At 63.2% G+C, this 20,077-nt stretch carries 17 protein-coding genes; 9 read left to right on the top strand and 8 right to left on the bottom strand.

Going from position 1 to position 20,077, the window contains the following annotated elements; translation table 11 throughout:
* Positions 1 to 76 precede the first annotated feature (76 nt).
* Both AC1RT2_RS21905 and guaD read left to right on the top strand, forming a co-directional pair.
* The gene (locus AC1RT2_RS21905; RefSeq protein ID WP_493105281.1) at positions 77 to 1,309 is read left to right on the top strand and encodes a urate hydroxylase PuuD; all 1,233 of its coding nucleotides are present in this window, start codon (positions 77 to 79) and stop codon (positions 1,307 to 1,309) included.
* 6 nt (positions 1,310 to 1,315) lie between these two features.
* Entirely contained in the window at positions 1,316 to 2,623 is a 1,308-nt protein-coding gene (gene guaD / locus AC1RT2_RS21910; protein ID WP_493105283.1) for a guanine deaminase, read from the top strand.
* On the opposite strand, the gene uraH is transcribed toward guaD, so the two are convergent.
* Genes uraH through puuE form a run of 4 tightly spaced genes read right to left on the bottom strand, consistent with a single transcriptional unit; the run spans position 2,620 to position 4,961 of the window.
* On the bottom strand, positions 2,620 to 2,982 hold the full coding sequence (gene uraH / locus AC1RT2_RS21915) for a hydroxyisourate hydrolase (RefSeq protein ID WP_493105285.1): 363 nt from the start codon (positions 2,980 to 2,982) through the stop codon (positions 2,620 to 2,622). The two genes, guaD and uraH, sit on opposite strands and share 4 nt — an antisense overlap.
* Before the next feature lie 9 nt (positions 2,983 to 2,991).
* Positions 2,992 to 3,486: an ureidoglycolate lyase gene (locus AC1RT2_RS21920; protein WP_493105287.1), complete on the bottom strand. Its 495-nt coding sequence runs from the start codon at positions 3,484 to 3,486 to the stop codon at positions 2,992 to 2,994.
* 51 nt (positions 3,487 to 3,537) lie between these two features.
* On the bottom strand, positions 3,538 to 4,035 hold the full coding sequence (gene uraD, locus AC1RT2_RS21925) for a 2-oxo-4-hydroxy-4-carboxy-5-ureidoimidazoline decarboxylase (protein ID WP_493105289.1): 498 nt from the start codon (positions 4,033 to 4,035) through the stop codon (positions 3,538 to 3,540).
* Positions 4,032 to 4,961 carry an allantoinase PuuE gene (gene puuE / locus AC1RT2_RS21930; RefSeq protein WP_493105291.1) on the bottom strand — a complete coding sequence of 310 codons (930 nt, stop codon included), beginning with the start codon at positions 4,959 to 4,961 and terminating at the stop codon, positions 4,032 to 4,034. Before puuE ends, uraD begins: the two co-directional genes overlap by 4 nt.
* 125 nt (positions 4,962 to 5,086) lie before the next feature.
* Here puuE and AC1RT2_RS21935 point away from each other — a divergent pair, with 125 nt between their 5' ends.
* On the top strand, positions 5,087 to 5,461 hold the full coding sequence (locus AC1RT2_RS21935) for a PRC-barrel domain-containing protein (protein WP_493105293.1): 375 nt from the start codon (positions 5,087 to 5,089) through the stop codon (positions 5,459 to 5,461).
* A 7-nt stretch (positions 5,462 to 5,468) separates the two neighbouring features.
* On the opposite strand, the gene AC1RT2_RS21940 is transcribed toward AC1RT2_RS21935, so the two are convergent.
* On the bottom strand, positions 5,469 to 6,647 hold the full coding sequence (locus AC1RT2_RS21940; protein WP_493105295.1) for an NAD(P)/FAD-dependent oxidoreductase: 1,179 nt from the start codon (positions 6,645 to 6,647) through the stop codon (positions 5,469 to 5,471).
* On the opposite strand from AC1RT2_RS21940, the gene mnmC2 reads away from it, so the two are divergent.
* Positions 6,646 to 7,365 (top strand): tRNA (5-methylaminomethyl-2-thiouridine)(34)-methyltransferase MnmC2, encoded by a 720-nt coding sequence (mnmC2, locus tag AC1RT2_RS21945; RefSeq protein ID WP_493105297.1) that lies wholly within the window; start codon positions 6,646 to 6,648, stop codon positions 7,363 to 7,365. The genes AC1RT2_RS21940 and mnmC2 overlap by 2 nt on opposite strands.
* Positions 7,366 to 7,374: 9 nt before the next feature.
* On the opposite strand, the gene AC1RT2_RS21950 is transcribed toward mnmC2, so the two are convergent.
* Entirely contained in the window at positions 7,375 to 11,046 is a 3,672-nt protein-coding gene (locus AC1RT2_RS21950) for a PAS-domain containing protein (RefSeq protein WP_493105299.1), read from the bottom strand.
* Positions 11,047 to 11,260: 214 nt separating this feature from the next.
* Between AC1RT2_RS21950 and AC1RT2_RS21955 the strand changes: the two genes are divergently transcribed.
* Positions 11,261 to 12,862, top strand: coding sequence for a trimethylamine methyltransferase family protein (locus tag AC1RT2_RS21955; protein WP_493105301.1), 1,602 nt, complete (start codon positions 11,261 to 11,263; stop codon positions 12,860 to 12,862).
* Positions 12,863 to 12,952: 90 nt separating this feature from the next.
* Here the strand turns inward: AC1RT2_RS21955 and AC1RT2_RS21960 are convergent, their stop codons facing one another.
* Positions 12,953 to 13,405: a host attachment protein gene (locus AC1RT2_RS21960; RefSeq protein ID WP_069057972.1), complete on the bottom strand. Its 453-nt coding sequence runs from the start codon at positions 13,403 to 13,405 to the stop codon at positions 12,953 to 12,955.
* Positions 13,406 to 13,619: 214 nt separating this feature from the next.
* Here AC1RT2_RS21960 and AC1RT2_RS21965 point away from each other — a divergent pair, with 214 nt between their 5' ends.
* Both AC1RT2_RS21965 and AC1RT2_RS21970 read left to right on the top strand, forming a co-directional pair.
* Positions 13,620 to 14,720, top strand: a complete 1,101-nt coding sequence (locus tag AC1RT2_RS21965) for a DNA alkylation repair protein (RefSeq protein ID WP_493105304.1) — start codon at positions 13,620 to 13,622, stop codon at positions 14,718 to 14,720.
* A 298-nt stretch (positions 14,721 to 15,018) separates the two neighbouring features.
* A complete protein-coding gene (locus AC1RT2_RS21970; RefSeq protein WP_069061297.1) occupies positions 15,019 to 16,443 on the top strand; it encodes a DEAD/DEAH box helicase in 1,425 nt (474 codons plus the stop codon).
* A 56-nt stretch (positions 16,444 to 16,499) separates the two neighbouring features.
* On the opposite strand, the gene AC1RT2_RS21975 is transcribed toward AC1RT2_RS21970, so the two are convergent.
* Positions 16,500 to 17,384 carry a DMT family transporter gene (locus tag AC1RT2_RS21975; protein ID WP_493105306.1) on the bottom strand — a complete coding sequence of 295 codons (885 nt, stop codon included), beginning with the start codon at positions 17,382 to 17,384 and terminating at the stop codon, positions 16,500 to 16,502.
* A 316-nt stretch (positions 17,385 to 17,700) separates the two neighbouring features.
* Here AC1RT2_RS21975 and AC1RT2_RS21980 point away from each other — a divergent pair, with 316 nt between their 5' ends.
* Positions 17,701 to 19,125 carry a circularly permuted type 2 ATP-grasp protein gene (locus AC1RT2_RS21980; protein ID WP_493105308.1) on the top strand — a complete coding sequence of 475 codons (1,425 nt, stop codon included), beginning with the start codon at positions 17,701 to 17,703 and terminating at the stop codon, positions 19,123 to 19,125.
* A 5-nt stretch (positions 19,126 to 19,130) separates the two neighbouring features.
* Positions 19,131 to 20,072, top strand: coding sequence for an alpha-E domain-containing protein (locus AC1RT2_RS21985; RefSeq protein ID WP_069057968.1), 942 nt, complete (start codon positions 19,131 to 19,133; stop codon positions 20,070 to 20,072).
* Positions 20,073 to 20,077: the final 5 nt, after the last annotated feature.

A 20,077-nucleotide genomic window follows, 5' to 3' on the forward strand; every position in this document is an offset into this window, starting at 1 on the left:
TCGGTCCGCCCTTCCCTCACCCGTAAATATTGCGCAATGTACGTGCCGGAAGACAAGACGAAAGGGACGCGCCCACATGTACGAATATGCCATCGCCTGGGAGTGGCTGACCTTTGCGGTCCGCTGGCTGCATGTCATCACCGCCATGGCCTGGATCGGGTCGTCGTTCTATTTCATCGCGCTCGACCTCGGCCTTGTGAAGCGGCCGCACCTGCCGGCTGGCGCTTACGGCGAGGAGTGGCAGGTGCATGGCGGCGGGTTCTATCACATCCAGAAGTATCTCGTGGCGCCCGCCTCGATGCCCGAGCACCTGACCTGGTTCAAATGGGAAAGCTATACGACCTGGCTTTCCGGCTTCGCGCTGCTCTGTCTGGTCTATTACGGCGGCGCCGATCTGTTCCTGATCGATCGCAATGTGCTGGACGTCTCGACGCCGGTGGCGATCTTCATCTCGCTCGCCTCGCTGGCCGTGGGCTGGATCCTCTACGACCTGCTCTGCAAATCGCCGCTCGGCAAAAACACCTGGGGGCTGATGATCGTCCTCTATTTCATCCTCGTCGCCATGGCCTGGGGCTATACGCAGGTCTTCACCGGCCGCGCCGCCTTCCTGCATCTCGGCGCCTTCACCGCGACGATCATGTCGGCGAACGTCTTCTTCCTCATCATGCCGAACCAGCGGGTGGTTGTTGCCGACCTGATTGCAGGGCGCGTGCCGGACCCGAAATATGGCGCCATCGCCAAACAGCGCTCCACCCACAACAACTACCTGACGCTGCCCGTCATCTTCTTCATGCTGTCGAACCACTATCCGCTGGCCTTCGCGACGGCCTTCAACTGGATCATCGCGGCCCTCGTCTTCCTGATGGGCGTGACGATCCGCCACTGGTTCAACACGACCCACGCGCGCAAGGGCAAACCCACCTGGACCTGGCTCGTCACGGCCCTCCTCTTCCTGCTCATCATGTGGCTTTCCACCGTGCCGAAGGTATTGACCGGTGAAAGCGCCGATGCAGGCCTTGCGCCCTCAGCCCAGCGCTTCGCCGCAAACAGCCACTTCCCGGCGGTGCGCGATCTCGTCTCGACGCGCTGTTCGATGTGCCATGCGGCCGAGCCTGTCTGGGAGGGCCTGCGCGTCGCGCCGAAAGACGTTGTGTTCGAAAGCGAATCTCAGATTGCCCTGCATGCCCGCGAGATCTATCTGCAGGCAGGCCGCAGCCACGCCATGCCGCCGGGCAATGTCACCGGCATGACGAAGGAAGAGCGCGCCCTCATCACCGCCTGGTTCGAAACCGCCGCAGAAGGAAGCTGACCGCCCATGACCCAAACCCTCATCCGTGGACGCCTGCTCTCCTTCCTCCGCCGGCCGGAAACGATCGACGATGCGGCGAGCTATCGCTACGAGGAGGATGGCGGGCTGCTCATCGAGGACGGAAAGATCGCCGCCATCGGTCCCTATGCCGAGATACGCGCCGCCAGCCCGGACGATGTGGACGAGATCGACCACAGGCCGCACCTCATCCTGCCGGGACTCATCGATACGCACCTGCATTTCCCGCAAATGCAGGTGATCGGCTCCTATGCCGCCAACCTGCTCGAATGGCTGAACACCTACACCTTCCCGGAAGAATGCCGCTTTGTCGAAAGCGCCCATGCCGCCCGCATCGCGCGTCACTTCTACGACGAGATGATCCGCCACGGCACGACGACGGCGGTCGCCTATTGCTCCGTGCACAAGGCCTCGGCCGATGCCTACTTTGCCGAAGCGCTAAAGCGCGGTATGTGCATGGTCGGCGGCAAGGTGATGATGGACCGCAACGCCCCGCAGGGCCTGCTCGACACGCCGCAGATGGGTTATGACGAGACCCGCGCGGTCATCGCCGAATGGCACGGCAAGGGCCGCAACCACGTCGCCATCACCCCGCGCTTCGCCATCACCTCGACGCCGGCGCAGATGGAAATGACGGCGGCACTGGCCCGCGAATTCCCGGACCTGCACATCCAGACGCATCTGTCCGAAAACCACGACGAGATCCGCTTCACCAGCGAACTCTATCCCGATGCGATCGACTATACGGACGTCTACGCGCAGTACGGCCTGCTCGGACCCAGAAGCCTGTTCGGCCACTGCATCCATCTCTCCGGGCGCGAGGCGGATGCGATGAGCGAGGCCGGCGCGGTGGCCGTGCATTGCCCCACCTCCAACCTCTTCCTCGGCTCCGGCCTGTTTCCGCTGAAGGCGCTCTCGCGGCGGGAAAAGCCGGTGCGCATTGGCGTCGCGACAGATATCGGCGGCGGCACGAGCTATTCCATGCTGAAGACGATGGACGAGGCCTACAAGATCCAGCAGTTGCTCGGCGAGCGGCTGAACCCGTACGACAGCTTCTATCACATGACCCTCGGTAACGCCGAAGCCCTGTCACTCGCAGACCGCATCGGCACGCTGGACGCCGGCACGGATGCCGACTTCGTCGTGCTCGACGCTGCCGCCACGCCCGCCATGGCGCTGAAGATGGAGGTCGTCCGCTCGCTCACCGACGAACTTTTCCTGCTCCAGACGATGGGGGATGATCGTGCGGTACACGAGACCTATGTGGCGGGCAAGCCGATGAAGGCTGTGCTTTAGCTCCCGCGATAGGTCGAGTAGCTGTAGGCCGAAAGCAGCAGCGGCACGTGGTAATGGCTCGACGGATCGGCGACACCGAAGCGCAGTGGAATGCGGTCGAGGAAAGCGGGTTCGGTGACGGCGGCGCCGGTTGCCCGCAGGTAGTCGCCGGCGTGGAAGACCAGTTCGTAGATGCCGGGCATGAAGCCGACGCCCTCGACCAGCGCGCCGTCCACCCGGCCGTCACTGTTGGTCGTGACGGTCGTGATGTGCTGGCGCTCCTCGTTCTCGATCCAGTAGAGGTCGATCTTCAGGCCCACGGCGGGCTTGCCGAGTGCGGTGTCGAGAACGTGGGTCGTGAGGCGGCCGGGCTTGTTCATGAATCCCTCTCAGGGCTGTTCGATGATGAACGGAGTCTCGAAGACGAGCTCCTCCAGGTTGACACCGCCACCAAGGCGATCGACGACGAGGAAGTCGCTGACGGCACCGATCGCGATCAACGGATGGTGCCAGACATTGCGGCGGTAGTTGACCCCTTGCCGCCCGCCGGCACGAAAGACCTGCGGCCGGCCCGGCTTGCCGCCCTCGTCCTCCGCCACCACGACCAGCCAGGGCCGGTCGTCGATCGGTGAAAAACTCTGGCTGCCGAAGGGATGGCGCTCCATCATGTCGACCGTATAGGGGAAGGTGCGCGGCGCCGCGCGGAAGAGGTTGATGATAACCCGCGCATCCTCGCCGACGGCTTCGGCTTCGGCGAGCGCGTGGTAACGCTCGGTCGTGCCGCCGTTGATGTAGCGCATCGACGCGGGGTCGGCTTCGATCACCGTACCAAAGGGCGCAAAAGCCGCCTGGGTCAAAGGTTGGATCGTGAGTGTCTCAGCCATCGGACAGCCCTCCCGGGGAGAGGAAGGGCGGTCTTTGGTAGTCGGGCATTGTTAATCTCCGGGGAGCAGAGCATTCAACCGGAGGAGCGCGATACGCTCCACCTGGCCTTTCGCAGTTTCGAATTCTTCATCGGCCGTATTGCCTACGCGCTTTTCGAAAGCCGCGAGGATGTCGTCCTTGTCAAGGCCTTTGACCGCGATGATGAAGGGGAAGCCGAATTTTTCCGTATAGGCGGTGTTGAGTTCGGTGAAGCGGGCGTGTTCGGCCGGGTTCAGCCGGTCGAGGCCGGCACCCGCCTGCTCCTTGCGGCTATCCTCGGTGAGCCCGCCGGCAATGGCCAGCTTGCCGGCAAGGTCGGGATGGGCGGTGAGCACACCAAGCTGTTCCGCGTGGCACGCTTTGCGGAAGGCATCGGTGAGCGCGGCATGCACTCCACCCGCCGTCAGCGGTTCCGAAACAGCACCGGCATCGAGCGCCCGTTCGGCAATGAAGGGCGAGTGCTCGAAGACGCCGCCGAAGCGGTCGAGGAAATCGACGCGGTCGATCATGCCTTGGCCTTCGACGGATGGTGGTTCTCGATCCAGTGGCGGGCGATGTCGATGCGGCGCGGGATCCAGACCTTCTCGTGGCCAAGCACGTAGTCGACGAAGCGGGCGAGTGCCGCGACACGACCAGGGCGGCCGACGAGGCGGCAGTGCAGGCCGATGTTCAGCATCTTCGGACTGCCGTCCTTGCCTTCCTGGTAGAGCACGTCGAAGGCGTCCTTCAGGTAGGTGAAGAACTGGTCGCCCGTGTTGAAACCCTGCGGCGTCGCGAAGCGCATATCGTTGGTTTCGAGCGTATAGGGGATGATGAGGAAGGGTTCGCCATCGAGACCCGGTACCCAATAGGGCAGATCGTCGGCATAGGAGTCTGAGGAATAGACGAAGCCGCCCTCTTCCATGACAAGGCGCAGCGTGTTGGCCGAGGGTTTGCCCTGGTACATGCCGAGCGGGTGCGAGCCCGTCAGTTCCTTGTGCAGGCGCACAGCCTCGCGGATATGCTCGCGCTCCTGCTCTTCCGAAAAATCCTTGTATTCCAGCCAGCGATAGCCGTGGCTGGCAATTTCCCAGCCGGCTTCCTTCATGGCGGCAACGGCTTCCGGATTGCGCGCCATCGCAAGTGTCACGCCATAGACCGTCGTGGTGACGTTGCGGCTGGTGAACAGCCGGTGCAGGCGCCAGAAGCCGGCGCGCGAACCGTATTCGTAGATCGATTCCATATTGAGGTTGCGCTGGCCTGGCCAAGCCGCCGCGCCGACGATTTCCGAGAGCAGGTTTTCCGACGACGCGTCACCATCGAGGATGCAGCTTTCAGCGCCCTCTTCGTAGTTCACCACGAACTGCACGGCGATGTTCGCATCGCCCGGCCAGCGCACCTGCGGCGGGGTGCGGCCGTAGCCGATCAGGTCGCGCGGATAAGTCTTGTCGGTCATTGGTCACCTCGGCAATGGCAGAAGCCGTCGCACACACGGGTTCGAGCCGCGTGCAAAAGCTCTTGAAAAGGAACCATTAGCGCCTTGGCCCGTTTCCTGTCCATGACAACCAAGGAGAAACACCTATGGCCATGCAAGATGCAAACATTCGCGAAACCCAGGACCTCATTGCCAGTGACAAGGTCGAAGGTACCAGCGTTTACGGCGCCGACGGCAAGCATATCGGCGCGGTGGAGCGACTGATCCTCGACAAGCGCAGCGGCCAGGTCTCCTACGCCGTATTGAGTTTCGGCGGCTTTCTCGGCATCGGCCAGGACCACTATCCGTTGCCGTGGGGCAAGCTGAACTATGACGAAGGCCTTGCCGGCTACCGCGTCGATCTGACGAAGGAACAGGTCGAAAAAGCGCCGCACTATGAAAGCGACGCGGAGTACGACTGGAACCGTCGCAACGGCAAGGTGATCTACGACTATTACGGTGTGCCGCCCTACTGGATGTAAGCGATGCCTAAAGCCGTCCGGCTTCCGCAAGGTGGGCCTCGAAGGTGAACGAGGGTGGTACGCCAAGCGTGCCGCCCTTGATTTCGTTCAGAACTTCGCGCGCCAGCTTGTGCGCGATGCCGAAACTGACCTTGAAGCCACCTGTCATCAGGCTGATATTGGCGTGATCCGGATGCCGGCCAACCATCGGCTCGCGACCGACCGCCCTCGGCCTCACCCCAGCCCAACGCTCCACCACAGGCGCATCGGCAAGCAGCGGCGCCATTGCCCGCGCCTTGTCGATCAAGGCGTCGAGGAGGCCGTCGGTGGACGTCGGTTCCGCAAAAGTGTTTTCGCTGGTGCTGCCGACGGCCACCAGGCCGTCTTCGTGTGGCACGATGTAGAGGCCACCCGTAAAAATCACCGGCAGCGCAGGGTCGATGGTGGCCTTAAGCAAGGCCGCCTGCCCCTTGACCCCAGTGCCAGCCGGCCGGGCGATCGGCGGATTGAGGGGCGCCAGCAGAGGGAAGGTCTCGACACCCGCCGACAGCACGCAGTTTTCAAAAGCGACATCGCTTCCCTCGTCCAGACGGGCGAGACCGGCAGCCGGGTCGATCGCCTTGAGCCCCACGCCTTCCGTGACCTCGACTTTCGGATGACAGTCGAGTGCCGATCGCAAGGCGTCCAGCAAGCGGCGCGGCGCAAGGCGCGCAGCAAGACCGTCGCGCACGAGCCCGTGCGCCATCGCATCGTCTCCCGGCCAACCGGCCAACGGTGCCGCCTCCAGCACGTCGAAAGCAAAGGAACGGTCCGGCGTCTTCCAGACAGCGAGCGCATCCTGGGCCTGGCCGAGCGCAAGTTCCCGGTTATGCGGCTTTGCCAGCGGGATGAGACGACCGGAGCGGCGGTAGCCGACGGAGAGGCCGGTTTCAGCCTCCAGCGTCGCAATTTCCCCCTCAAGCGAAACGAGGGCAGCGAACTGAAACGCCTTCTTGGCATTCCAGCGATCCGGTAAGTGCGGCATCAGCGCGCCGAGCACGCCGCCGCTGGCGCCTGCACCGATTGTCCGTTTTTCAACAAGGCGCACCGAAAACCCGTCGCGGGCGGCAAAAAGTGCGGTCCACAAGCCCATGACCCCACCGCCAACGACGAGGAGGTCCACGATCGGTTGACCGGCGGCCTTCGCGCGACTATCGGCATATGCCATGGCTGAACACGTTCCTGAAAAAGCGCCGCCGAGCGAAGCAGTCCTCGACTGGCACGAGGGCGATATGCCCTATTCCCGCGCCTTTGACGATCATTTTTATTGCCGCAGCGACGGCCGACTGGAATGCGGCCATGTCTTCCTGTCCGGCAACGACCTGCCCGCGCGCTGGCAGCGCGCAGCACCGTTCCGCATCGCCGAACTCGGCTTCGGCACTGGCCTCAATCTCTGCGAGACCTGGCGGCAATGGCGGGAAACCGCGCCGGAAGGCGCAAGCCTGCACTTCACCTCCTTCGAGCGATTTCCGATGGCGCGCGCCGATATCGGACGAGCGCTGGCGCATTGGCCGGAGATCGAGCAGGAACGCGCGATGCTGACCGCGAGCTGGCCGGATGCACCGGCAGGCCGCATCGAGATCGATCTTGAGTCGCGTGTCCACCTCACCGTCGTCTGCGGCCCGGCGCTCGAAAGCCTCGGCCGGGAAACAACACCCTTCGATGCCTGGTATCTCGACGGCTTTGCGCCGTCGCGCAATCCGGACATGTGGTCGGCGGAACTGATGGCCGAAGTCTTTCGCCTGACCACCCCCGGCGGGCGCTTCGGCACCTATGCAGCGGCCGGCTTCGTGCGACGCAATCTTGGTAGCGCCGGCTTCATCGTCGAACGCCGACCGGGATTTACCGGAAAGCGCGAAATGCTCTGCGGGCAAAAGCCGGCGTGAGACTCAGTTCTATGAACGACTGGCCGCCAGCGCCGTGCTGCGCTTCAGCCAGCGGTCGAGCTTTTCTTCCAGTTTCTCGATGCTGATCGGCTTCGCCAGGTAATCATCCATGCCAGCGGCAAGGCATTGCTCGCGGTCGCCATCGAGCACATGGGCGGTGACGGCGACGATCGGAACACGGTGACCGGTGCCGCTTTCGATGTCGCGGATCGCCCGGCTGGCCTGCAACCCGTTCATGACGGGCATGGACATGTCCATGAGGATCATGCCCGGACGGGTATTACGGTAAAGCTCGACGGCCTCCTCCCCATTGCCCACCAACCGGAAGCTGACACCCGCGGCCGTCAGCATCTGGGTGAAGAGGATCTGGTTGACCTCGTTGTCCTCGGCGACCAGCACATCCAGCACGTTGCCCTCCACCGCCGGGGCAACGGACGCGGCCACGAGCGGCCGGAGCGGCAGCACCTTGGATTCCTCGGTGGCGGGCACCACTGCGGGCGTTCTGGCGCTGCGCATCACGCGCAGCACTTCGGACACGGTCTCGCGCAAAAGCTCCGCGCGAACCGGCTTCATCAGATGGGCGTGCACATCGTGCGACGAAAACAGCTTGTCGTCCGTCGGCAAGTTCATGGAGGTGAGCACGATCAGCGCAATGCCGGCAGTCGAAGGGCTTTGCCGCAGCGACCGGACGAAATCCGCGGAACGATCCGGCCGGTAATCCAGCAGGATTACGTCCACCGAAACGCCCATATCCCCGGCGGCGGCGAGTACGGCAAGCGCCTCGGCCTCCGACCCGACCGCCGTCGCATCGAAACCCCAGTCAAGCAGCATATCATGCGAGGCTTTGCGGGAAAGATCGTGCGCGTCGACGACAAGAATGCGAGCACCCGGCGTCGGGGCGGGTACGATGCGGGCGGGCATCGACGCGACCGCAAGCGTCATCGGCAGGCGCAGGGTGAAGACGGACCCCCTGCCTATCTCGCTTGTCGCCTCCAGCGTGCCGCCGAAAAGGCGCGTCAACCCGTCGGTGATGGCGAGGCCAAGCCCGGTGCCCTCGTGCCGGCGCGTCGAGGAACTGTCGACCTGCGAGAACTTTTCGAAGATCGATTCCATCTTTTCCGTCGGGATGCCGGCACCGGTATCCTCGACACGGATGACGATCTCGACACCGCCCTCGGTTGCCCGGGAGGTCAGGTCGATCAGCACATGGCCGCGATCGGTGAATTTCACGGCATTGCCGACGAGGTTGGTGACGATCTGGCGGAAACGGCCGGCATCGCCCATGACGGACGACGGCATGTTTGCCGCCCCGCGCACCACAAGCTCGATATCCTTTTCCGCCGCCTTGGCCGAAAGCAGCGTCGCGACGTCCTCGATCGCCTCCACCGGGTTGAAGGCGATGTTGCGCAGCGTCATCTGGCCGGCATCGATCTTCGAAAAGTCGAGAATGTCGTTGATGATGGTCAACAGCGCGTTGCCGGACTTCACCATGATGTCGATGAAGGTCTTCTGGCGCGTATCGAGATGGGACTTGGCCAGCAGTTCGGCCATGCCGAGCACGCCGTTCATCGGCGTGCGAATTTCATGGCTCATATTGGCCAGGAATTCGGACTTCGCCTTGTCGGCCGTCTCGGCCCGGGTGACCAGCCGGCGCAACTCGTCTTCGCGGTTCTTGAGATCGGTGATATCGGAGAACACCATGACGGAGCGCCCGCGACCCGTCGGCGTCACGTCGAGGCGCAGCCAGCGCTGGTAACCGCTGAAGACGGTCAGCGTCGCCGGCTTGCCCGTGAAGAGGATTTTGCCGAATTCGCTAGCGTCGACCGGCGTCTCGTCGGCAAAGCCAGCAATCTTGCGATCGACGCAGCTCTGAAGAACATCCTTGATCAGGGCGCCGGATTGCAGCAAGTGCGCCGGCATGGCGATCATGCTGGACAACGCCTCGTTCGAAAGCACCACCCTGTCGTCTTCGATGATCAGCAGGCCCTGGCTCATCGAGGAGACGGCGTCCTTCATCAGACTGCCGATATCCTCGAGCGCGCTGCGGGCCTGCAGCACTTCGCGCTCGCGTTCGCGCCGTTCGGTAATGTCGATATAGGTCAGCAGGCAGCGGCCGCCGGAAATCGCACAACCCGCTTCGATCACCGCCCGCCCGTTGGCATAGGCAACCTCGCGCGCCGGCATGTCGCCGGCCCGGATGCCGGCAAGGCACTGCTCGTAACCTTCTACGTCAGGGCCGCCCTCGCCGCAAATTCCCCCCTGCGCCTGCTGAAAGGCGAGAAGCGTGCCGAGAGGCTGGCCCTTCATCGGCGGCAACGCACCGTCCCAAAGCTCCTCGAAGGCGCCGTTGACCAGTTCGATGAAACCGTCCTCATCGACCACGACGATCCCGACAGGCAGCGACTCGACGACGCTTTCAAGATCGGAGCGCGCGGCTTCGGCCTGGCGCTGCGCCTCGATCAACTGCTCCTCGCGCTTCTTCAGCACGGTCGTGTCAGTGATCGAGCCGATCAGGTAGCTCTTTTCATCGAGCGTCGTGACGCGGTAGAGCCGCGAGATCGTCGGCAGCATGGAGCCATCGGGGCGGAGATACTCGATCTCGGACTCCACCAACTCCCCGCTGTCGAGCACGAGCTGGTTCTGCTGGTGGAATTCCTCTCCCTGCTCGGGATACATTTCCAGCGTGGTGAGGCCCAGCAACTCTTCCGGCTGCCGTCCCGTCATCTCGACATAGGCGCGGTTGGCAAAGATCATGCGCTGGTTTTCGTCCCGCATGAAGCTCGCAACCGGCAACTCGTCGAGCAGCGCGCGGTAGAGGCTGATCTCCTGTGCATGCTGCTTCAGCCGCCCTTCGCTCTCCTTCAACGCCGTCACGTCGAGGCGCAGCGCGACCAGCACGCCATCCGGCCGGCGCTGCGTGACGAGGCGTGTCCAGCCGCCGGCGGGGTGGCGCGCGGCGGATTCGTAGAGTGGCAGGTCGTAGCTGGCGAGCCGGGCGGCCATCCAGCGCTCGCGCTCGGCCGATGGCTTGCGCCCGACTTCGAGGTCGTGCAGCGCCTCGGTCAACGCCGCAAGGCTGACCGGACCATCCGCCAGGTCGCCGACGAGCACCCGGTAGAACTCCCGCATGCTGGCATTGGCATAGCTCAGCCGGTTGTCCGCACCGAAGACGGCGATGCCAGCGCCAAGCGTATCGAGCGCGTCTTCGATCTTGTCGACGACGTGCGTTTCGTTCGTCGCGGTGCGGTCGACGGGGGCAAAGTTCGTCGCCTGCAGCGGATTGCCATTGCCGTTCGCAACGCTGCGAACCGTCGTTGCCAAGGCCTCGATCGAAGGGGTGAAAAGACCGATGAGAATGGAAAGCGTGTGGGAAATCCGCTCGCGCTTCAATGCAATGTCGAAGCTGCCGCCACCGAAGGGATGGGCGTAACGGGCGCGCTCGGGATTGCCGAAGATCAGGCAGCGGCGTTCCGGATCGTCCCGGTCGCCATGGCCGAGCGGCTCGCCCACTTCGTCGCTGCGCAGGCCGATCATCTCGGAGGGCCGGTGATCGAAAAGCCGCGCATAGGCATCGTTTACCGCGAGATAGCGTAGTTCGCTGCTCTTGACGTAAGCCGGATGCGGATGCGCGCAAACGCGCGCGCAGGCCGCCACCAGCAATTCGTCTTGAGATTCAGCCACGCCATGTACTCCCCGAAGCGGGACAGAAGGAGGGATTCGTACCCCTTGGGGAGTACCAGCAATCCTTGAACGGATGGTTAACCGTTCGTTGCCGGAAATGCCGCATGCAGGCCTCTTATCCGAGAGAGCATTTCCCTGTCGCAAATGATGGGCCATGGCGTCGCAGGATGTGCAACAAGGGAAATAGGCAAACCAGACCGGGGCTGCACTGCATATGGGCGACGTGATCAAACTCGAAAATCACCTCGAACAACCGGAGGCGGACGTCGCCGACACGCCCGTCGAACGCCGGCGACGCGGCGGCGGGCGGGGTGCCGAGCGCACCCGCCGCGCACCGGCCACGTCGAAATATCTCAATCTCGTCAACACGACCGCCAAGTCCACCGTGCTTTCGGAGGATGCGCTGGAGGCCGTGCACCAGGCGTCGCTGACGATCCTCGAAGAGATCGGCATGGACGTCATCCTGCCGGAGGCGCGCGATCGCATGAAGGCTGCCGGCGCCGACGTGACGCCCGGTACGGACCGCGTGCGTTTCGATCGCGGCCTCATCCTCGACATGATGGCCTCCGTGCCGCCCGCCTTCACCCTGCATGCCCGCAACCCGCTGCGGAATGTCGAGATCGGCGGCAACAGCCTGGTCTTCGCGCAGGTCGCCTCCGCCCCCTTTGTGGCAGACCGCGAAGGCGGCCGGCGCGCCGGCAACCAGGAGGATTTCCGCAAGCTGGTGAAGCTCGCGCAGTCCTATGACGTGATCCACACCACCGGTGGCTATCCGGTCGAGCCTGTCGATATCCACGCCTCGGTGCGTCACCTCGATTGCCTGTCGGATATGGTAAAGCTGACCGACAAGGTCTTTCACGTCTATTCGCTGGGAAAACAGCGCAACGTCGACGGTATCGAGATCGCTCGCATCGGCCGCGGCATTTCGATGGAGCAGATGGAGCGCGAACCCTCGCTCTTCACCATCATCAACACGTCATCGCCGCTGCGCCTCGATGGCCCCATGCTGCAGGGCATCATCGAAATGTCCTCGCGCAACCAGGTCGTGGTGGTAACACCCTTCACGCTGGCTGGCGCCATGGCGCCGGTGACGATCGCCGGTGCGGTGGTGCAGCAGAACGCCGAGGCGCTGGCCGGAATCGCCTTCACGCAGATGGTGCGCAGGGGCGCGCCGGTCATGTATGGCGGCTTCACCTCCAATGTCGACATGAAGACGGGCGCGCCTGCCTTCGGCACGCCGGAATATATGAAGGCGGTGGTGGCCGGCGGCCAGCTCGCCCGCAAATACAACATTCCCTACCGCACCTCGAACACCAATGCCTCGAACACGATCGATGCGCAGGCGGCATATGAATCCGCCTTCTCGCTCTGGGCGCTGACCCAGGGCGGCGGCAATTTCATCATGCATTCGGCAGGCTGGAGCGAAGGCGGCCTGACCGCCTCCTTCGAAAAGTTCATCCTCGACGTCGACATGCTGCAGATGGTGGCGGAATACCTGACGCCGCTCGATGTCAGCGCCGACGCACTCGGGCTGGATGCCGTGCGCGATGTCGGTCCGGGCGGACATTTCTTCGGCACGCCGCACACGCTTGCGCGCTATGAGACCGCCTTCTATTCGCCGATCCTATCGGACTGGCGCAATTTCGAGACATGGACGGAGGCTGGCCGACCGACGACCTACGACCACGCCAACCGGGTGTTCAAGGAAAAGCTCAACACCTACGAAAAGCCGCCGCTCGACCCGGCGATCGAGGACGAACTGGATGCGTTCGTCGCCAGGCGTAAGGAAGAGGGCGGCGTTCCGACCGATTTCTAAGTTTGGCAGGATGTTACCCATCTTCCCTTCTCCCCGACGGGGAGAAGGGTCAAGCGGCACGGATTTGATCCATATCCGCGTAGCTAGGGCCTACGCATCGAACATGATCGAGCGGACGGAGGAGATCAGCTTTTCCGTCGGCAGGTTCGAAAAGTTCTTGTCGATCTCGGCCATCGTCAAGGTGCGGGATTTATCCGAAAGCTTCGTGCGCAGATCGCCGAGCGTCTGCGGTGCCGCGCAGACGACGAGACGGTCGAACGCGCCTTCGGCGGCATAGTCATCAATGCGGCCGGCCACTTCGGCGGTGAATTTCTGCTGCTCTTCCCGCACCGGATCACTCGAATATTCCATGGCGGACCGGCCACGGCCGACGGAGGAGTGGCTGCGGCCGGGCTTGTCGGCCATGATGTCCTGCGCCCTTTTTGGCTCCCAGCGAAAGACTTCCTGCTCCGGGCTCTGCTGGCCATCGATCAACAGGTTCACCCCCTTGAGCAAGCGGGCCTGGTTGCCGTCGGCGGCGAGAATCCAAGTCGTAGCGGTCATGTTTCACTCCCGTAGCGAGGTTATGGATGCGCAGAAGCGAATCTGCGCCGAACAGCATCCGCCAGCATTGTGGCAGGATGCACGTTGACCGAACGCAACAGGTCATCCGCATGTTCCGGGTGGCGAAGATCACGAAGCTGTTGGAAAGACGTGTTCACCCCTATCCCCGTGCCGGCCAGGCTCGTTAGGGTGCCGCAAACGACTGGAGAAACCCGTGGCCGAACCGCTGAAAAACCTGCTGCATCCCGGACCGGTGACGGACATGGCGCGCCACATCTCCCGCCATGCGCCAGACTTCGACACCGCCCGCTTCACCCGTCTCGCCACCGATGGCATGGAGGCGCTGGAACTGATGCAGCGGTCGGAACGAATTCGGGAGGCACTCGCCGAAACGCTGCCCGCCGACTATGTCGTAGCGGCAGACGTCCTGCGGCAAGCCCTGCCGAACGACGGCAAGCCGGGCCTTTCCGGTTGGGCACTGCTGCCGGTCAACCAGTTCGTTTCCCAGCATGGTCTTGAGCATTTTGACCTGTCACTCGCCCTCCTCAAGGCCCTGACGCCGCATTTCACCGCTGAATTCGGCATCCGCCGCCTCATCCATGCCGAACAGGACCGCGCACTCGCCGAAATCTCCGGCTGGACCATCGACGCCAATCATCATGTGCGCCGGCTTGCCAGCGAAGGTACCCGTCCCCGCCTGCCCTGGGCGATGCGCCTGCCGGCGCTCGTCAAGGACCCGCAGCCGATCCTGCCGATCCTCGTCGCCCTCCTCGACGACCCCGAGGACTATGTGCGCCGCTCCGTCGCCAACAGTCTCAACGATATCGCCAAGGATCATCCGGCGCTGGTGGCGGATTTCGTCGAGCGCCATATCGACGGCGCATCCACCGAGCGGCGACAATTGCTGCGGCACGCCTCGCGCACCCTCCTGAAGAAGGGTGATGCAAAAGCACTGGCCAATTTCGGCTTCGCGGCCGCAAAGGGCATAGTCGCGACGCTTTCGATCGCCACACCGGTCGTCGTTTTCGGCGACAAGCTCGGCTTTTCCATCACGGTCACAAACGAGGATGCAGCCCCGCAACGGCTGATGATCGATTATGCGATCCATCATGTGAAGGCGAACGGCACGCTGGCGCCAAAAGTCTTCAAGTGGAAGCAGCTCGATCTGCCGGCGGGCGGGCGCCAGACAATCGCCAAGGACCATGCCATCCGGCCGATCACCACGCGGGTCTACTATCCCGGCACGCACCGGATCGAAATCCTGATCAACGGCGCTGTTTGCGCGACCGCGGAGTTCGATCTTCGCATGGGTTGAGGCCAAATCCTTTCGCACCTGCGAAAACTAGGGCTTGACTTTTCACCGCAAAACAACGACATGACCCCCAGCGTCGCCCTTCGGCCGCCGCGTGAGCGAGCCACCGACGTCCCTGCAACGGGATGCTAAGAAGGACAAGCGCAAGAGACGATCCGCCTCCCATTTGCGGATGACTGCGCCGACGACTGCCAACCAACCCACAAGTTCCCAATTCACGCGGGGTTCTTGACGCCGAACGAAACCGGAAACGCATGGTGCGTTCCGGCTTATCGCGTTTGGCGCCCCGAAAGGTATGCACTTGACCACTTTTCACGACCTCGGCCTCTCGAAGACCATTGTCGATACCCTTTCCACCCTCGGTTTCGCCACCGCTACCCCCATCCAGGAAAAGGCCATTCCGCTCGTCATGGAAGGCTCCGACCTGATCGGCCTCGCCCAGACCGGCACCGGCAAGACGGCCGCCTTCGGCCTGCCGATGATCGAAAAGCTTCTGGCTGATCCGCGCCGTCCCGATCCGCGCAACATCCGCGCCCTCATTCTGGCGCCGACCCGCGAACTGGTGAACCAGATCGCCGACAACCTGCGCGACTTCGTGAAGAAGACGCCGCTGCGCATCGTCACTGTCGTTGGTGGCGCTTCCATCAACAAACAGACGGAAATGCTGAACCGCGGCACCGACATCCTCGTCGCCACGCCCGGCCGTCTGCTCGACCTCATCGCCCGCAAGGCCGTGACGCTGACGCAGGCCCGTTATCTCGTGCTCGACGAAGCCGACCAGATGCTCGACCTCGGCTTCATCCACGACCTGCGCAAGATTTCGCGCCTCGTGCCGAAGACCCGCCAGACGCTGCTCTTCTCGGCCACCATGCCGAAGCTGATCGCCGAACTCGCCGGCGAATACCTCGTCAACCCGAAGAAGGTCGAAGTCTCCCCGCCCGGCAAGGCTGCCGACAAGGTCGAGCAGTACGTGCACTTCGTGCCCGGCAAGGACCACAAGACCCAGATCCTCAAGCAGACGCTCAACGCCAATCCTGACGGCCTGTCGCTGGTCTTCTCGCGCACCAAGCATGGCGCCGAAAAGCTGATGAAGCATCTCGAGCAGGTCGGCTACAAGGCCGCCTCGATCCACGGCAACAAGAGCCAGGGCCAGCGCGAGCGCGCCCTCAAGGCCTTCCGTGACGGCGAGATCCGCGTGCTCGTCGCCACCGACGTTGCCGCCCGCGGCATCGATATTCCTGGCGTCACCCACGTCTACAACTACGACCTGCCGGAAGTGCCGGACGCCTACGTGCACCGCATCGGCCGCACGGCCCGCAACGGCCGCGACGGCATCGCGATCGCCTTCTGCGCCCCGGACGAAGCACACCTGCTGCGTGACATCGAGAAGCTGATGGGCATCAAGATCGCCGTCGCAAGCGGCGAAGCCCCGGCCGTCATCACGGCAGGCCCGGGCGGCAAGTCGCGCAAGCCCCGCAGCGGCAGCGGTCATCGCGCCAGCCAAGGTCGCGCCGGCCAGCGTCCGCCGCGTAAGCCCTTCGGCGAAGGTGCACACGCAGCCTCCGACGGCGCACCGGGCGCCGGCAAGCGCCCCCACGGCGGCCGCCCGCCGCAGAAGCAGGGCGAGCGCCAGAACCGCAACCACGGTGCCGGCAACGGCCAGGGTCGTCCGAACCAGAACGGCAAGCCGCGCCGCTCTGAAGGCCAGCGCCGCGAACAGGCGTAATCGACATCACAACTGAATGAGGAAACGGCGGGCTTCGGCCCGCCGTTTTCGTTTGATCATTCCGCCGGCGCCGGGTCCTTGCGATTGGTGAGGTAGACGCCGACCACGACGATCAGCGTACCGACAATCATCGGGACCGTCAGTTCCTCGCCGAAGATGGCGGCCGCCTGGAGGGCGGCGATGGGCGGCACAAGATAGATGAGGGAGGCGGCGCGCGAGACCTGCCCTCTGCGCAGCAGATAGAGCAGCAGCAGGATTGCGCCCATCGAAATGCCAAGCACCGACCAGGCGAGCAACGCGACGAAGGCCCAGCCGAAATCGACGTGCAGGCTTTCCAGGCCGAGTGCGAAAGGCACAGTGACGATCAACGCTCCCATATATTGCAAGGTCGCAATGGCGCGGATGTCGCCGGTCGGCAGATGTTGCTTCTGGTAGATCGTGCCATAGGTGACGGCGGCCATGCCCAGCATGTTGACGATGATGGCGAAGGTCGGGATTTCCGCAGCACCGTGACCGAAGAATTTCGGCAGCACAGCCAGCAACACGCCGAGAAAGCCAAGACAGAGACCGGCCTTCTGCCGCCCGTTCAGCCGCTCGCCGATGAAGAAGGGGGCGGCCAGCGCCGTCATCAGCGGCTGGAGAGCCGCGATGATCGAGGAGAGCGCAGCTGGAACGCCCTCGCCGATCGCCCACCAGACCGCTCCCAGATAGAGCCCATGCAGGAAGGCGCCTGAGACGACGGCGTGCACGATTGCGCGCGTGTCGCGCGGCCAGGAAACACCTGACACCCAGCACAGGCCGCCGAAGAGGATTGCGGCGGCAAGGTAGCGAATGCTGAGAAAGGTGAGCGGTTCGGAAACGATGGCGCCGAATTTCGCAACGACCCAGCCGGTCGACCAGAGCAGGACGAAGATGACTGGCGCCAGGCGATCGAGGGACATGCGGCTTCCGGCAGAAGAACAATCGGTGCGCGAGCGATAGGCGCGACGCCGATGATGGTCAAAGGAATTTCCTTGATGATTAGGTTCAGGGAAAGACAGGGCGGGACAGCTTTTCGGCATCTGCCTCTATTTTCGGCAGCACCGGTTTCGACCCCTCGCAGGAAACCGCACAGCAGGCGCCCCGACCTGTTCACTCCACACGAAAAAACCGTCCTGCCGGCCGGTTTGACCATTCCCAAAGCGGTGTGAGAATTCTTTCCCGCTAATTGAGCATGGTTCTTGCATTGCCCCTGATGTTGTACTCAAATGGCGAAAAATGGGGAACACGCCTTTGGCATTTGATGAAATGATGAACGCGGACTCCAACCCGCGGCAACCTTATGACAACTACCATGACTGGTACGAAGGACAGGATCGGGCTCGCCTGATCGCCAAATCAAGGGACGCAGAAAACCTCTTTCGAAAAACCGGCATCACCTTCGCAGTCTACGGACACGAGGACAGCTCCGAAAAGCTCATCCCCTTCGATATCATTCCCCGCATCATTTCCGGCAGAGAGTGGCGCAAGCTCGCCCAGGGCATCGAACAGCGGGTCATCGCCCTCAACGCCTTCCTCGACGACATCTACCACAAGCAGGAAATCATCAAGGCCGGCCGCGTGCCGCGTGAGCTCATCGAGCGCAACGTCGCCTTCCTGCCGCAGATGATCGGCTTCAAGCCGCCGGGCGGCGTTTACACCCACATCGTCGGCACCGACATCGTGCGCACCGGCGAAGACCAGTTCTATGTGCTGGAAGACAATGCCCGCACCCCGTCCGGCGTCAGCTACATGCTGGAAAACCGGGAAACCATGATGCAGATGTTCCCGGAGCTGTTCCATCTGAACAAGGTGCGGCCGGTGGAGGACTATCCGAAGACCCTGCGCCAGAGCCTCGCGTCCCTTGCGCCCCCCGGCTGTTCCGGCAAGCCGCGCATTGCCGTGCTGACGCCAGGCATCTTCAACTCCGCCTATTACGAACATTCCTTCCTCGCCGACATGATGGGCGTGGAACTGGTCGAGGGCTCGGACCTGCGCGTCGTCGATGGCAAAGTGAAGATGCGCACGACCCGCGGCTACGAGGCGATCGACGTGCTCTATCGCCGCGTCGATGACGACTTCCTCGATCCCCTGACCTTCCGGCCGGACTCCGCGCTTGGTATTCCCGGCATCATGGATGTCTACAAGGCCGGCAACATCACCATCGCCAACGCACCGGGCACCGGCATTTGCGACGACAAGGCGATCTACTCCTACATGCCTGAAATCGTCGAGTTCTATACCGGTCGCAAGGCGCTGCTCGAAAACGTGCCGACCTGGCGCTGCTCGGAGGAAGACAGCCTGAAATACGTGCTCGAGCATCTCGACGAACTGGTGGTAAAGGAAGTGCACGGCTCCGGCGGCTACGGCATGCTCGTCGGCCCGACAGCCACCAAGAAGGAATGCACCGCCTTTGCCGAAAAGCTGAAGGCCCGGCCATCGAACTACATCGCGCAGCCGACGCTGTCGCTTTCCACAGTCCCCATCCTCGTCAACAAGGGCATCGCGCCCCGGCACGTCGACCTCCGGCCCTACGTGCTCGTTTCCGACAAGGTGCAGATCATTCCGGGCGGGTTGACCCGCGTGGCGCTGAAAGAAGGCTCGCTGGTGGTGAACTCCAGTCAGGGCGGCGGCACGAAGGACACCTGGGTACTGGAGGACTGATACCGATGCTCGGAAGAACTGCAAACGGCCTGTACTGGATGTTCCGCTATATCGAGCGGGGCGAGAATATTGCCCGCCTGATCGACGCAGGCCTGCGCATGGCGCTGACGCGCAGCGGCTCCACCGACGACGACTGGGACGGCGTGCTGCAAAGTGCCGGCGTGCGCGACGATTTCGACACCGTGCACGAAAGGTTGACGAGCGCGGACGCCATCGACTTCCTGCTGCGCGATCGGGCGAACCCATCAAGCGTGCTGTCTTGCATCGACTCCGCGCGCAACAACGCGCGCATGGTGCGCACCGCCTTGACCCGGGAAACCTGGGAAGCGATGAACGAGTGCTGGATCGAGTTCAAGGAGATGCTGTCCAAACGCGTCCGCCCGGCGGAAATGCCCGAGGTGATCGACACGATCAAGCGCCGCACCGGCCTCATCCGCGGCGCCTTCCACGGCACGATGCTACGCGACGACGTCTACAACTTCTCGCGCATCGGCAACTCGATCGAGCGAGCCGACAACACGGCGCGTATTCTCGACGTGAAGTATTACGTGCTGCTGCCGGCGATCGCCAAGGTGGGTTCGTCGCTCGACAACAAGCAATGGGAATCGATCCTGCGCTCGGTTTCGGCGCACCGCTCCTACAGCTGGGTCTATGATGGCGACTATTCGCCGGCCAACATCGCGGACTTCCTGATCCTCAACGACCGCATGCCGCGCTCGCTCGCCTACAGCTACGACAAGATCGTCAGCAATCTCGGTTATCTCGCCAAGCTCTACGGCGACAACCATGCAGCGCACGAGACCGCTTCGGCCACGCTGATGCTGCTCCGAAGCCGAACCATCGATGACATCATGGAACAGGGCCTCCATGAGTTCATCGAGGAATTCATCGTGCACAACAACCGCCTCGGGGAAGAAATCTCCGAAGGCTACCGCTTCAATCGCTAGGGCTG

The organism is Shinella sp. GW821-FHT11G07 (genome assembly GCF_058808115.1).